The organism is Streptomyces sp. BK79 (assembly GCF_044142145.1).
GTDB lineage: Bacteria > Actinomycetota > Actinomycetes > Streptomycetales > Streptomycetaceae > Streptomyces.
Map to the genome: position 1 here is coordinate 23,877 of NZ_JBHVOC010000036.1, position 13,032 is coordinate 36,908.

12 protein-coding genes and 1 pseudogene are annotated in these 13,032 nt (G+C 69.0%); 4 read left to right on the forward strand and 9 right to left on the reverse strand.

From position 1 onward, the window contains the following. Positions 1 to 39: 39 nt before the first annotated feature. The 4 genes from ACFIF2_RS33325 to ACFIF2_RS33340 form a co-directional block, all read right to left on the reverse strand. Complete coding sequence (locus tag ACFIF2_RS33325; RefSeq protein ID WP_395577048.1) at positions 40 to 1,383, reverse strand: glutaminase; 1,344 nt, start codon at positions 1,381 to 1,383, stop codon at positions 40 to 42. Between the two features lie 85 nt (positions 1,384 to 1,468). Continuing rightward, entirely contained in the window at positions 1,469 to 2,137 is a 669-nt protein-coding gene (locus ACFIF2_RS33330; protein ID WP_395577015.1) for an NADPH-dependent F420 reductase, read from the reverse strand. Continuing rightward, a complete protein-coding gene (locus tag ACFIF2_RS33335) occupies positions 2,134 to 3,204 on the reverse strand; it encodes an LLM class flavin-dependent oxidoreductase (RefSeq protein ID WP_395577016.1) in 1,071 nt (356 codons plus the stop codon). Before ACFIF2_RS33335 ends, ACFIF2_RS33330 begins: the two co-directional genes overlap by 4 nt. Before the next feature lie 404 nt (positions 3,205 to 3,608). Then, positions 3,609 to 4,076, reverse strand: coding sequence for a MarR family winged helix-turn-helix transcriptional regulator (locus ACFIF2_RS33340; RefSeq protein ID WP_395577017.1), 468 nt, complete (start codon positions 4,074 to 4,076; stop codon positions 3,609 to 3,611). A gap of 180 nt (positions 4,077 to 4,256) precedes the next feature. Between ACFIF2_RS33340 and ACFIF2_RS33345 the strand changes: the two genes are divergently transcribed. From ACFIF2_RS33345 to ACFIF2_RS33355, 3 genes are all read left to right on the forward strand, one after another. Further along, positions 4,257 to 4,565: a GNAT family N-acetyltransferase gene (locus ACFIF2_RS33345; protein ID WP_395577018.1), complete on the forward strand. Its 309-nt coding sequence runs from the start codon at positions 4,257 to 4,259 to the stop codon at positions 4,563 to 4,565. 97 nt (positions 4,566 to 4,662) lie between these two features. Beyond that, the gene (locus tag ACFIF2_RS33350; protein WP_395577019.1) at positions 4,663 to 5,652 is read left to right on the forward strand and encodes a pirin family protein; all 990 of its coding nucleotides are present in this window, start codon (positions 4,663 to 4,665) and stop codon (positions 5,650 to 5,652) included. Between the two features lie 58 nt (positions 5,653 to 5,710). Next, positions 5,711 to 6,049, forward strand: coding sequence for a GNAT family N-acetyltransferase (locus tag ACFIF2_RS33355; RefSeq protein ID WP_395577020.1), 339 nt, complete (start codon positions 5,711 to 5,713; stop codon positions 6,047 to 6,049). 45 nt (positions 6,050 to 6,094) lie between these two features. Here the strand turns inward: ACFIF2_RS33355 and ACFIF2_RS33360 are convergent. The 5 genes and pseudogenes from ACFIF2_RS33360 to ACFIF2_RS33380 all read right to left on the reverse strand — a co-directional run. Next, positions 6,095 to 6,319, reverse strand: a pseudogene (locus ACFIF2_RS33360) (sensor histidine kinase); the annotation flags it as partial. Between the two features lie 330 nt (positions 6,320 to 6,649). Then, positions 6,650 to 7,504, reverse strand: coding sequence for a fumarylacetoacetate hydrolase family protein (locus tag ACFIF2_RS33365; protein ID WP_395577021.1), 855 nt, complete (start codon positions 7,502 to 7,504; stop codon positions 6,650 to 6,652). A 68-nt stretch (positions 7,505 to 7,572) separates the two neighbouring features. Next, the gene (locus ACFIF2_RS33370) at positions 7,573 to 9,006 is read right to left on the reverse strand and encodes an NAD-dependent malic enzyme (RefSeq protein WP_395577022.1); all 1,434 of its coding nucleotides are present in this window, start codon (positions 9,004 to 9,006) and stop codon (positions 7,573 to 7,575) included. A gap of 73 nt (positions 9,007 to 9,079) precedes the next feature. Next, complete coding sequence (locus tag ACFIF2_RS33375) at positions 9,080 to 10,453, reverse strand: cation:dicarboxylate symporter family transporter (RefSeq protein WP_395577023.1); 1,374 nt, start codon at positions 10,451 to 10,453, stop codon at positions 9,080 to 9,082. Between the two features lie 180 nt (positions 10,454 to 10,633). Continuing rightward, entirely contained in the window at positions 10,634 to 11,800 is a 1,167-nt protein-coding gene (locus tag ACFIF2_RS33380) for a mandelate racemase/muconate lactonizing enzyme family protein (RefSeq protein ID WP_395577024.1), read from the reverse strand. 108 nt (positions 11,801 to 11,908) lie between these two features. Between ACFIF2_RS33380 and ACFIF2_RS33385 the strand changes: the two genes are divergently transcribed. Beyond that, a complete protein-coding gene (locus tag ACFIF2_RS33385; protein WP_395577025.1) occupies positions 11,909 to 12,592 on the forward strand; it encodes a GntR family transcriptional regulator in 684 nt (227 codons plus the stop codon). Positions 12,593 to 13,032: the final 440 nt, after the last annotated feature.

Sequence of the window (13,032 nt, forward strand, 5' to 3'; positions counted from 1 at the left end):
ACCCATGTCCGTGTGCTGTCTGTGTGCGTGAACTCGCTGTCAACGGGGGCGAGTCGGAGGATTCGCCGTTCCGCCTCCGGGCGGCTCCTGTGCCGGGCCGTTCCGCGCCGGGTTCACGACCTGATCCACGGCGTCCACGACCGTGACTCGGCCACCGTCTCCCGGGTCGGGATCGGGCATGACCGACTCCGGGTCGACGAGATAGACCTCGTGGCCGTTCAGTGTCAGCCGGCGTGCGACCTCCAGCAGCATGCGCCGTGCCACGTCGTCGATCGAATGGACCATGGTCAGGTCCAGAGCCACCCTTGTGCCCGAAGGGGGGATGGTCATGGCTCCCTGAAGGACTCTCTCGGCTCCGGCGAAGCCGATGCCGCCTTGGAGCTGCAGGACCCGCAGCGCGTCCGGTCCGTCGCCCACGACATGGTGGGACCGCACGACGGCACGCGCGGCGGCGGGGGTCTCCATCACATGCAGCCCCATGTCCGAGGAGAAGCGTTCGAACAGGGACACCCCGCGCACGCTGTTCCCGTGACGATCCAGTCGCGGTGAGAACGTCGCGATGCCGATCTGTCCGGGGAGCGCGCCGATCAGGCCGCCCGCCACCCCGCTCTTCGCCGGAATGCCGACCTGGGTCGCCCAGTCACCGGCGGCGTCGTACATTCCGCAGCTGAACATGACGCTCAACACCTGGCGCACCACCGGTTCCGGCACCACCTGGTCACCCGTGAGAGGGTTCGTCCCGCGGTTGGCCAGGGTCGCGGCCATGATGGCCAGATCGCGCGTGGTGACGAGCACGGCACACTGGCGGGTGTAGCCCTCCACCACGGCCTCGGGGTCCTTGGTGAGGACGTCGTGGCTGCGGAGCATGTGGGCGATGGCGAGGTTGCGGTGCGCGTGCTCCATCTCCGAGGCACATACCGCCTCGTCCATCGTGAGCGCGCGACCGGCGAACGCCGAGAGTCCCTGGCGCACGCGTTCCACACGCTGCTCCGGAGTGAGGTCCTCCGCGCCGGCCAGCGCGTGCACGGTGATCGCACCAGCGTTGATCATGGGATTGCGTGGGCGCCCCGTCCCGGTTTCGAGAGAGATCTCGTTGAACGCCTCTCCGGACGGCTCGACGCCGACCTTGGCGAGGACGGGGCCGAACCCGTGATCGGCCAGGGCCAACGCGTAGACGAACGGCTTGGAGATCGACTGGATGGTGAACTCGATATCGATGTCACCGGAGCCGTAGACCTCTCCGTCGAGCATGGCGAAGGCCGCGCCGAGGCGCTCGGGGTCCGCTGCCGCCAGCTCGGGGATGTATCCCGCCGGCTCTCCTGACGTGTCCGACTCCACATCTCGCAGTACCTCTGCCAGATAGTCGGGGATGATCGGTCGCACTGAGTCCTCCATGCACGAGTCCCATCGGGCACCAGGGCACGACGGTTCGTCCGGCTGTCTTCTGTCACGCGTACGCGAGCTTCTGTCACGCGTACTCAAGCAGGTTCGTCGGACCGGAGGCGGCGGTGAGTGCACGGAGCCGGTCGGTGTCGACGTTGGCTCCGAAGGCGGGGGTTCCGGGCTCGAGCCGGACGCCTGCCGCGAGGTCGCCGATGACGAGGGGGTCGAATCCGAGCGTGTCGATCAGCGCGGACACGACAGCGAGATCCTCGGGCGAGTCACCGGCGATGGCCACGGCCTTGCGTCCAGGGGCGCCGGCTGGACGAACCCCGTCCTCGAGGTCGTGGTAGCCCATGTGGTTGAGGGCCTTGACGACCCGTGCGCCCGTCAGGAACCGCTGGACGGCTTCGCTCGAAGAGGTGTCGGGCGGGAGGATCGCGTCGCGGGGACCGTCGACCTCCCACCAGTGGTTCATCGCGTCGATGACCAGCCGCCCCTCCAGACTCGGGACCGGCAGCTCGCGGTGTCTGCCGAGCGGGAGGGCCAGGATCACCACATCGGCGGCGTCCGCGGCCCGGTCAGGCCGTACGGCGGTTGCTCCGGGAGTGAGGATCCCGGTGGTGAGCGCGATCTTGGCGGGGTCACCGGACCCGGAGATCAGGACTCGGTACCCGGCGGCGACCGCCAGTCGCGCCAGGACGGTGCCGACCTTCCCGGCGCCCAGGACCCCGATCGTGGTGACGGGGGCGGTCATCGCGTCGCACCCGCCGTGACCGCGGGCCGCTCGGCCAGAAGCTCACGGACCCGAGGGATGACCTGGGTCCCGTACAGCTCGACCGAGCGCAGACGTGCGGAGGCCGAAACAGTGCCCGCGGCGGAGTAGATCATGTCGAACCGGCCCGCGTTCAGAACCCGGACGGCATGGGCGATCCTGGCCGCGACCGTCTCGGCCGAGCCGACGTACAGCGACCCGTGGTCCACCTCGGCGTCGAACTCCTCCCGGCGGAGCGGCGGCCAGCCACGCTGCCTTCCGATCCGGTCGCGGATCTCCTTGTACCCGGGGTAGAACAGCTCCTTCGCCTCTTCGTCGGTGGAGGCGACGAAGCCGGGCGAGTGCGTGCCGACCGGTCGTGCGAGCGTGCCGAACTCCTCGCTCGCACGCCGGTACAGATCCACGTAGGGAGCGAACCGGTCGGGAGCGCCGCCGATGACGGCGAGCATGAGCCGGAAGCCGTAGCGCGCGGTGCGGATCACGGACTGCGGTGTCCCGCCCACCCCCACCCAGGTGCGGAGACGTCCCGCCTCCGTCTTCGGGTAGACGTCAGCCTCGTGCAGGGCGGCACGCGTGGTGCCTTCCCAGGTGACCGGCTTCTCGTCGAGGAGCCGATGGAACAGGTCGATCTTCTCCTCGAACAACACCTCGTAGTCCTTGAGGTCGTACCCGAACAGGGGGAACGACTCGGTGAAGGAACCTCGTCCGAGGATCACCTCGGCGCGGCCGTCGGAGAGTGCGTCGACCGTGGCGAACCGCTGGAACACGCGCACCGGGTCGTCCGAGGACAGCACGGTCACGCCCGAGGCGAGCCGGATGCGCCGCGTGGCCGTCGCGATGCCCGCCAGCACCGTCTCTGGGCTGGAGATCGCGTACTCGGGCCGGTGGTGCTCGCCCAGCGCGATGACGTCGATCCCGACTTGATCGGCGAGGACCGCTTCGGTCACCGCGGCGCGGATGGCCTGCGCGTGCGAGACGATCACACCCTGGTCGTTTCGGGGCCGGTCTCCGAAGCTGTCGATACCGAACTCGATCTGCGAAGCATCCATCGTGTTCACTCGCTCAACGCTTCCGTCGGGTCGGGGTGTGGCGATGCGTGGTTCGTGACGACCGGGCGGGACGTCCGTCCCGGGCGGCATCGGGGGAGTCCCCGTCGGTCAGGTACCGCGACCGCACCACCGCCGACGATCTAGTTGACGCGACAACCATGACACCCGGTGGTTTACGTGTCAACCAAGTCGTGGCGCGATGGGCGGGACCGCGCGTCGCGGGCGTGCGGGCGTGCGGGCGGGCCGGCCGGTGTGGTGTGGGCGGTTGGGCGGTCGGAACCGAGGGGCGATCCATCCCGGTCGGGTGTGTCGACGCCCGGTTGGGCCACATGGGGATGAGGTGCGGCTGCTTGCGCCCTCGCGTGCGTGGTCGGCGCGTCGACCACGCCGTCGTGGGGCTCCGGTCAGTCCGGCTGCTTCTCCATGTGGTCCAGGACGCGCTGGGAGAGCCGGCCGAGCGTGTTGAGCTGGTTCGGGGTGAGCGCGTCGATGAAGAGGCGGCGGACGTGCTCGACGTGCTGCGGCGCGGCCTCCTCGATCGCCTCGTAGCCAGCCGGGGTGGCGACGATGAACGCTCCCCGTCCGTCGTCGGGGCATTCCTCCCTCGCCACGAGCCCGCGTTTCGCCATCCGCGTGACCTGGTGGGACATCCGGCTCTTCTCCCACTCCACGAGTTTGGCCAGATCGAGGAAGCGCATCCGCCCGTTGCCCCTCTCCGTGAGGCTGACGAGGACCACGTAGTCCGCCGCCGACAATCCGGAGTCGATCTGGACGCGTCGGGACAGCCGTCCGATGAGTTTCTCCTGCATGCGGATGAAGCTGTCCCAGGCGGCCTTCTCTTCCGGGTCGAGCCAGCGCGGCTGTGCGTCCATGGCGGCAGTCTAACGAGGTCGTTGACACCTCATCTACCGGCGTCGGTGACGCGCCCTTCGCCCGGGGCCGCTCTCGCCCTGGACATGTTGATGCATCAACCTTACGGGGTTAGGGTGACGCCCTGGCCCACGGGATTCCGCCGGGTCGAGCGGGATCGAATGCACGAGGAGGACGCACACATGACCATCGAAGTGAGCGACGTACCCGAAGCGAAGCGCTACGAAGCCCGTGTCGACGGCGAATCCAAGGTGGCGGGCGTCGCGGAGTACATCCGTACGGCGGAACTCGTCGCGTTCGTGCACACCGAGGTCGAGGCGGAGTACGAGGGTGCGGGGGTCGGGTCCGCGCTGGTCCGCACGGCCCTCGACGAGGCCCGTGCCGCGCGTCTCCGGGTGCTGGCCACCTGCCCCTTCTTCGCGGGCTGGATCAGCCGGCATCCCGAGTACCAGGACCTGCTGTACCAGTCCCGCAGCAAGGTCACTGACTGAGGAGCCGGGCGCCCGGCGGCGATCGTGCGGCTCTGCCCCTACGGCTCCGCGGTACCAGAGTTGACATGACAACTACAGAACGGAAGAGGTGCTCTCGATGGTCAGTCCGGAAGGTGATACCGAGGCCCCGAGCGGTGGCTCGCTCGTCGAAGGCGACCGGCCGGCCGGTTCCCCCCGGGTCGATGTCCTGTCGGCGCGTGAGGTCCCGCTCGGCGGACCACGCGCGATGCGGGTGCGGCGCACGCTGCCCCAGCGGGCGCGCACGCTCATCGGCGCCTGGTGCTTCGCCGATCACTACGGTCCGCTCGAGGTCGCCGAGTCGGGCGGCATGGTCATGGCTCCACATCCGCACACGGGTCTGCAGACGGTGAGTTGGCTGTTCGGCGGAGAGATCGAGCATCGCGACACCCTCGGCACCCACGCCCTGATCCGGCCCGGCGAGATGAACCTCATGACCGGCGGGCACGGCATCGCCCACTCGGAGGTCTCCACCCCGCACACCACCGTGCTGCACGGCGTCCAGTTGTGGGTAGCGCTGCCCGAGGAACACCGCGACGCCGCCCGGGACTTCCAGCATCACGTGCCCGAAGCCGTACAGGTCGACGGAGCCGAGATCAGGGTCTTCCTGGGGTCGTTGGTGGGCCGCACCTCTCCGGTCCGGACCTTCACGCCGCTGCTCGGCGCCGAGATCGTCCTCGCACCCCGTGCGACCCTCACCATCGGTGTGGACGGGGTTTTCGAGCACGGTCTCCTCGTGGACAGCGGGGACGTCCGCCTGTTCGACACCGTGCTGCGGCCCGCCGACCTCGGCTACGTCCCGCGGGGCGCGGAAACCCTGACGATGGTGAACGAGACCGACGCCCCGGCGCGGACCATCCTCCTCGGAGGGCCTCCCTTCGGAGAGGCGATCGTCATGTGGTGGAACTTCATAGGCCGCAGCCACGAGGACGTGGTGAAGGCCCGCGAGGACTGGGAGGCATCCTCCGAACGCTTCGGCGTGATCGAGGACTTCCCCGGCGGGCGCCTTCCCGCTCCGGCCCTGCCGAACGCCGTGATCACGCCGCGCCGGAACCCGCCGACCCGCTGATGTCCCCGTCTATGTCCCGGTTCACGTCCCCGTTCACGTCCCCCAGGAAAGGCCCAGCATGAGCGAGTCCACCACCCCCGCGGTCGTCGAACGGGCGGACGCCGAGCGCCGGTACGAGATCCTGGTCGACGGTCAACGCGCCGGTCTGACCGCCTACCGTGACGCGGGCGTGCAGCGTGTCTTCTTCCACACGGAGATCGACGAGGCGTTCGCCGGCCAGGGACTGGCCCGGCATCTGGTCCGGCAGGCTCTCGCCGATGTGCGCGCATCCGGGATGCGGATCGTTCCGGTCTGCCCCTACGTCGCCAAGTTCCTCAAGCGGCACGACGAGTTCGCCGACATCACCGACCCGGTCACCCCTGAGGTCCTACGGTGGCTGAAGCCGCAACTCGGTTGAGTGGTACCTCTCAGGAGCGCCGAGGGGGAATCTCGACGGTCGTCGTTATGAGGCGACCCCCAGTGCGGTCCCGGTCCCGGCGGCCGGCAGCGGCACCTCGGCCGTCAGCAGGAACATGCCCTTGCCGACGGGCCCCGCCTCCAGGGTCCCGTCCACCGCGGAGAGCCGTTCACGCAGTCCCGCGAGCCCGGAGCCGCCCGAGCCCGACGAGGGGCCCTCCCCGGTCCGCTCCGTCACGCCGTCGTCCTCCACCGTCAGCACGACGCACCCTTACGAGCTCTGAGCACTCGCCGAGGAGACGGTCAGTCGAAAGCGTCAGTCATGCAGTCCACCCAACAGTCGGCGGCATCGAAGCGTTGGCGGAGGGCGGCACCTGCCTCGCCCGTACCTCCGACTTCACGAACAAGATCCGCCAAGCCGTCGTGTCCCAGAGCCGTTACCACATCGAAGGCTGAGCGCTGCACAGGAAATGCTGCCGGGCGTTCCCACGGCCGATGATGCGATCGGCTCCTTGCTTGTGACCTGCCGCATCAGGTGAGCAGCACCGGGACCGTGTTTATCGCGCTCGGACCGCGCGTAGCCGTGGACTGACCGGTTCGGTCAGGGAGCTGCTGTGACGGTCTGGTGCTGGCTGCCCAGTCCGTCCCCGCCGCAGGTGAGGGTGTCACCTGCGGAAAGGTAGTGCGGTGGGTTGAGGTCCTTGCCCGCGCCGAACGGGGTGCCGGTGTTGATCAGGTCTCCGGGCTCAAGGATCATGAACTGGCTCAGATGGCGGACGATGTGAGCCGGGCCGAAGGTGATGTCCGCGGTGGTGCCGTCCTGGCAGCGGGTGCCGTTGTGGTCCAGCCACAGGCGCAGGTTTGAGATGTCGCCGAGATCGTCGGGAGTGGCCAGCCAGGGGCCGCAGGGGTTGAACGTGGGGGCGGACTTTCCCTTGAGCCACTGGCCTCCGCGTTCCTTCTGGAAGGAGCGCTCGGTGATGTCGTTGACGAGGACGTATCCGGCGATGGCCGCGGTGGCCGCGTCGTCGTCGGCCAGGTAGAGACTGCGGGTGCCGATGACGATACCCAGTTCGACTTCCCAATCAGTCTGCGTGGAGCCCCGCGGAATACAGAGGGGGTCGTGCGGCCCGCACAGTGAGTTGGGTGCCTTGGAGAAGACGAGCGGTTCCCGGGGAGGCGGGGCGTGTGTGCCGGGGCCGCGGTAGTTGGCTCCGACGCCGAGGATCTGGTGGGGTCGGACGATGGGTGCGCCGACCCGCTCGGTGCCGAAGCGGTGGATTGCTCCCGAGACGCGGCGGGCGGAGACGGCTTCGTCCAGGAGACGGGGGCCGCCAGCTGCGAAGAACGCCTGGTTGTAGTCCTCGACCAGGTCGGAGACGTCGATGTAGGTGTGTTCGTCGACCCTGACGACGGGCCGCTCGTGGCCGGACGGGCCGATACGCATCAACTGCATGGGGAGGTCTTTCGACGGCTGCCGTCGGCCGGGCACCACGGTGCCCGACCGGCGGCGCGGGAGGTGGGTCAGCGTGGGGAGGTGGAGTAGAGTGCCGTGGCTCCGGCGGCCTTGGCCGCCTCGCGCACGGCGCCCGCGACGGCACCGGCGACCTTGTCGTTGAAGACGCTGGGGATGATGTAGTTCGGGTTGATCTCGTCCTCGGTCACCACGTCCGCGAGGGCGTGCGCGGCGGCGAGCATCATCTCGGTGTTGACGGTGCGGGACTGGGCGTCCAGCAGGCCGCGGAACACGCCCGGGAAGACCAGCACGTTGTTGATCTGGTTCGGGAAGTCCGAGCGGCCCGTGGCGACGACCGCCGCGGTCTGGCGGGCGATCGCCGGGTCGACCTCGGGGTCGGGGTTCGCGAGCGCGAACACGATCGCGCCGTCCGCCATGGCGGTCACGTCGTCGCCGTCCAGGACGTTCGGGGCCGAGACGCCGATGAAGACGTCCGCGCCGTGCACGGCCTCCTTCAGGGTGCCGGTGAGGCCCTCGGGGTTGGTGTTGTCGGCGATCCAGCGCAGCGCCGACTCCGGGGCGGCGTCGACCAGGTCGGCGCGGCCGGCGTGCACGACGCCGTGGATGTCGGCGACGACGGCGTTCTTCACACCGGCGGCCAGCAGCAGCTTGAGGATGGCCGTACCGGCGGCGCCGGCGCCGGACATGACGACCCGGACGTTCTCGATCGGCTTGTCGACCACGCGCAGGGCGTTGGTCAGGGCCGCGAGGACGACGATCGCGGTGCCGTGCTGGTCGTCGTGGAAGACCGGGATGTCCAGGGCCTCGCGCAGCCGGGCCTCGATCTCGAAGCAGCGCGGCGCGGAGATGTCCTCCAGGTTGATGCCGGCGAAGCCCGGGGCGATGGCCTTGACGATCTCGACGATCGCGTCGGTGTCCTGCGTGTCCAGGCAGAGCGGCCAGGCGTCGATGCCGGCGAACCGCTTGAAGAGGGCCGCCTTGCCCTCCATGACCGGCAGCGCGGCCTTGGGGCCGATGTTGCCCAGGCCCAGCACCGCCGAGCCGTCCGTCACGACCGCAACGGAGTTGCGCTTGATGGTGAGGCGGCGGGCGTCCTCGGGGTTCTCGGCGATCGCCATGCAGACGCGGGCCACGCCCGGCGTGTAGATCATGGACAGGTCGTCGCGGTTGCGGATGGGGTGCTTCGACGCCATCTCGATCTTGCCGCCGAGGTGCATGAGGAAGGTACGGTCGGAGACCTTGCCCAGGCTGACGCCCTCGATGCCGCGCAGCTTCTCGGCGATCTCGTCGGCGTGCGAGGTGGAGGAGGCCGAGAGGGTGACGTCGATGCCCAGGCGGTCGGCATCGGAGTGGATCACGTCGAGGGCGGTGACCGAGCCGCCCAGCGCCTCCATGGTGGCCGTCAGCTGTGAGACGGCACTGCCGCCCGCGGGCACTTCGAGCCGGACGGTGATCGAGTAGGAGACGCTGGGCGCGCTCATGCGGAATGTCCTCTTCTTCTGTGGAGCGGCGGGGTTGGTGGTGCACCGTCGGCGGATGCGGCGGTGGGGGAGGTCAGGTGTCGGCGCCGACCTTGGTGGTGGCATCGGTACCGGTTTTGTTGCCGGCTTCGGTGTCGGCGGGTGCGGTCGTCTCTGGGGTGCGGGACTGCAGGATCGAGCGGGCTTTGTCGATGTCGAGGTCCTTTTCCCATTTGCCGATCACGATGGTGGCGACGGCGTTGCCGAGGACGTTGATGAAGACGCGACCCTCGTTGAGGATGCGGTCGATGCCGACGATCAGCGAGAGGGCGGCCAGGGGAACGTGGCCGACGGCGGTGACGGTGCTGGCGAGGACGATGAACGCGCCGCCCGCGATGCCCGCGGTGCCCTTGCTGGTGAGCATCATGACGCCGACCATGATCAGCTGTTGCTGCCAGGAGAGGTCGATGCCCATGGCCTGGGCCAGGAAGAGGGAGGCCATGGTGAGGTAGACCGCGGAGCCGTCCAGGTTGAAGGAGAAGCCGGAGGGGATGACGATGCCGACGACCGGGCGGCCGATGCCGAGGGTTTCCAGCTTGCGCACCAGTTGGGGCAGGACGGCTTCGCTGGAGCAGGTGCTCAGGGCGACGAGGAGTTCGGCCTTGAGGAAGCGCATGAGGCCGAACAGGCTCAGGCGGCAGGCGCGCATGATGGCGCCGAGGACGACCAGGACGTAAACGATGCAGGTCGCGGTGAACAGGATGATGAGGTAGCCGAGCTGCTTGAGGCTCTCGGCGCCGTAGGTGGAGACCACGGTGGCCAGGGCGCCGAAGGTGCCCAGCGGCGCCAGCCACATCACCCAGCCCACGATGCGGAACACGACGTCGGAGAGGGCCTTGATCCCGCGGGTCAGGGGTGCGCCGTCCTCGCCGGCCATGTTCAGGGCGACGCCGAAGACGATGGAGACCATGAGCGCGGCGAGGATGGCGTCACCGGTGATCGCGCCCAGCAGTGAGGTGGGGATCAGTGAGGAGATGAAGCCGGTGAAGGTGGCGTGCTCGGTGGCGGTCTCCGGTACGTCGTCCGCGTTGAGCGAGGAGGGATCGACGTGGAGGCCGGAGCCGGGCTGGAAGATGTTGGCGACCACCAGTCCGATCAGCATGGACAGCAGCGACAGCACCAGGAAGTAGCCGATCGCTTTCACGCCGATCCGGCCTGCCTTGCGCAGGTTGTCCATGGAGGCGATGCCGGTGGTGACCACGCAGAAGACGACCGGGACGACGATCATCTTGACCAGGTCGATGAACCAGTCGTTGAGCGGCTTGAGTTCCTTGCCGAGCCCGGGGGCGAGGATGCCGACGGCGATGCCGAGGACCGCGCCCAGCACGACCTGGAACCACAGCTCACGTATCAGACGGTTCAGCCGTGACCGCTGCGGGCGGCCGGCGGCAGTAGTAGCGGATGTCATCGAGGGTGCTCCCTTGCACGACGATCGTGTCTGGCCCTGTCCCGTGGGGGGTGTGCGCGGGGGACGCGAAGCGGTTCGCGTCCCCCGTGGTCGTACGTGGCGCTTCGATGGAACTGCGCCGGCGGACGGCGCTCGCCGACGGCGGGCGCGTCACGGTGCGGTGTGTGAGTGCGGTGACGGTCAGCTGTGCAGGTCGCGCAGCACCTTGTAGAAGGCGGCCTTGCCCTCGAAGCCGATGCCGGGGATGTCGGTCAGGCCGACGCGGCTCTTCTCCACCACGGCGTCGTCGGCGAAGCCCCCGGTGGGCTGGAACTCGCCCGGGTAGGACTCGTTGCCGCCGAGCTTGAGGGCGGCGGCGATGTGCAGGGAGAACTGGTGCCCGCCGTGCGGGATGCAGCGCCGGGAGGACCAGCCGTGCTGCTTGAGCATGTCCTGGATGCGCAGGTACTCCACCAGGCCGTAGGAGAGCGCGGGGTCGAACTGGAGGGTGTCGCGGTCGGGGCGCATGCCGCCGTAGCGGATCAGGTTGCGGGCGTCCTGGAGGGAGAAGAGGTTCTCGCCGGTGGCGATGGGGCCGGCGTAGTGCTCGGCGACGGTGGCGTTGAGGTGGTAGTCGAGCGGGTCGCCGATCTCCTCGTACCAGAACAGGCCGTAGGGCTCGATCGCCCGGCCGTACTCCAGCGCCGTGCTGAGGTCGAAGCGGCCGTTGACGTCGACGGCGAGGCGGGAGCCGTCACCGCCGAGGACGTCGATGACGGCCTCGATGCGGCGCAGGTCCTCGGCCAGGTCGGCACCGCCGATCTTCATCTTGACGACGTCGTAGCCCAGGTCGAGGAAGCCGCGCATCTCGTCCTGGAGGTCGGTCAGGGTCTTGCCGGGCGCGTAGTAACCACCGGCGGCGTAGACGAACACGGAGTCGTCGGGCTGTCCGTCGCCGTAGCGCTCGGACAGGTACCGGTACAGCGGCTTGCCCTCGATCTTGGACGCGAGGTCGAACAGGGCCATGTCGACGACGCCGACGGCGACCGAGCGCTCGCCGTGGCCGCCGGGCTTCTCGTTGTTCATCATCACGTCCCACGCCTTGGCGTGGTCGAAGCGGCCCTGTTCGTCCAGGAGGCTGCCGGGCTCGGCGGCGGTCAGGCGGGGCAGGATCCGGCGACGCAGGATCTCGCCGGCGCTGTAGCGGCCGTTGGAGTTGAAGCCGTAACCGACGACGGGCTTGCCGTCGCGGATGACGTCGCTCTCGATCGCCACGATCGAGCAGTCCATGGAGCTGAAGTCGATCCAGGCGTTGCGGATCGAGGAGCTGATCGGGACGACGCCCTCGTACACGTTGGTGATCTTCACGACCGCGCCTTTCTCATATCTTATAAGTTGCGTCGGTGTTAGGCTGAGGTGACGCGATGGGCACTGTCAAGAGGGGTGCGAGCACCCGGGAAGGACTTTCGGGGGGCGATGGCCGACACGAACCTCTTCGTCAGCAAGAGTGACTACGCCTACGCGGAACTGCGCGGACAGATCCTGTCGGGGACGCTTCCCGCCGGGACGCGGCTCGCGCAGTACGACCTTGCGGAGTCGCTGAACATGAGCATCACGCCACTGCGCGAGGCCATCCGCCGCCTCAGCAGCGAGGGCCTGGTCACCGTCGAGACGCATCGCGACGTCCGCGTGTCCACCATGAGCTCCGACGAGGCCCGGCAGCTGTTCGAGGTACGTCTGTCCCTGGATCCCACGGCCGCGGAACTCGCCGCCGGGCGCCGCACCGCCGAGGACATCGCCGTCATGCGGTCCGCCGTCGCGCGGCTGCTGCCCGTCACCCGCCAGTGGGGCGAGGAGGCGCTCACGGCCCACCGCGGCTTCCACCAGGCGCTCTACCGCGCCTCGCACAACGACGTCCTCATCCGCCTGCTGGACGACCTGTGGGACAAGTCCGACCGCTACCGGCGCCTCGGCCTCGAACTCCCGCCCGGCGACGAACCCCGCACCCGCGACCTCCAGGAGCACCACCAGCTCGTCGACCTCATCGAGGACGGCCGGGCCGCCGAGGCCGCTCAGCTGATGCGCGACCACATCACCCACAGCCTCACCGCCAACGCGATCAGCGCCCTGGAGGACCGCGAAGGCGTCCGCACGGCATGATGCACGGCCGCCGGGGCCGTCACCACCACGTGGGAAGAGCAGGGGACATCCGCCGGCTGGAGTACTTCCTGGCGGCCGTTGACTCCGGCGGCTTCAACCGGACCGCCGCCCTGTAGGTGTCGCAGCCCTCGCTGTCCCAGGCCGTCCGGACACTGGAGCACGACCTGGGCGCCGAGTGATCCGGGACTTCAGCCACCTCCACCCCCGGCGTGGTCTGTGGCCGTGAAGGCGGTCTTCACCGCATGAGACGTCGACGCGGTGCGCACCGGAGCCGTTGAACTCCGTCTGCTGGCACGCGGCGGTCCGCTCCCGGAGGAGAAAAGTCTCCACGCCCGCTCTGGGGCAGCAGCGTCTCGTCCTCCAGGTGGCGACAGAGATCGAGCACCGTGCGGCACTGTCGCCCCTGGTCCTTGCCGGTCTCGGCCCCGCTGTGGTCACGA

Excerpts from the sequence above, each read along its gene's own strand:
- ACFIF2_RS33385 (WP_395577025.1), top strand. The coding sequence starts at position 11,909 with ATGGCCGACACGAACCTCTTCGTCAGCAAGAGTGACTACGCCTACGCG.
- ACFIF2_RS33340 (WP_395577017.1), bottom strand. The coding sequence starts at position 4,076 with ATGGACGCACAGCCGCGCTGGCTCGACCCGGAAGAGAAGGCCGCCTGG.
- ACFIF2_RS33345 (WP_395577018.1), top strand. The coding sequence starts at position 4,257 with ATGACCATCGAAGTGAGCGACGTACCCGAAGCGAAGCGCTACGAAGCC.
- ACFIF2_RS33335 (WP_395577016.1), bottom strand. The coding sequence starts at position 3,204 with ATGGATGCTTCGCAGATCGAGTTCGGTATCGACAGCTTCGGAGACCGG.
- ACFIF2_RS33375 (WP_395577023.1), bottom strand. The coding sequence starts at position 10,453 with ATGACATCCGCTACTACTGCCGCCGGCCGCCCGCAGCGGTCACGGCTG.
- ACFIF2_RS33330 (WP_395577015.1), bottom strand. The coding sequence starts at position 2,137 with ATGACCGCCCCCGTCACCACGATCGGGGTCCTGGGCGCCGGGAAGGTC.
- ACFIF2_RS33365 (WP_395577021.1), bottom strand. The coding sequence starts at position 7,504 with ATGCAGTTGATGCGTATCGGCCCGTCCGGCCACGAGCGGCCCGTCGTC.
- ACFIF2_RS33350 (WP_395577019.1), top strand. The coding sequence starts at position 4,663 with ATGGTCAGTCCGGAAGGTGATACCGAGGCCCCGAGCGGTGGCTCGCTC.
- ACFIF2_RS33370 (WP_395577022.1), bottom strand. The coding sequence starts at position 9,006 with ATGAGCGCGCCCAGCGTCTCCTACTCGATCACCGTCCGGCTCGAAGTG.
- ACFIF2_RS33355 (WP_395577020.1), top strand. The coding sequence starts at position 5,711 with ATGAGCGAGTCCACCACCCCCGCGGTCGTCGAACGGGCGGACGCCGAG.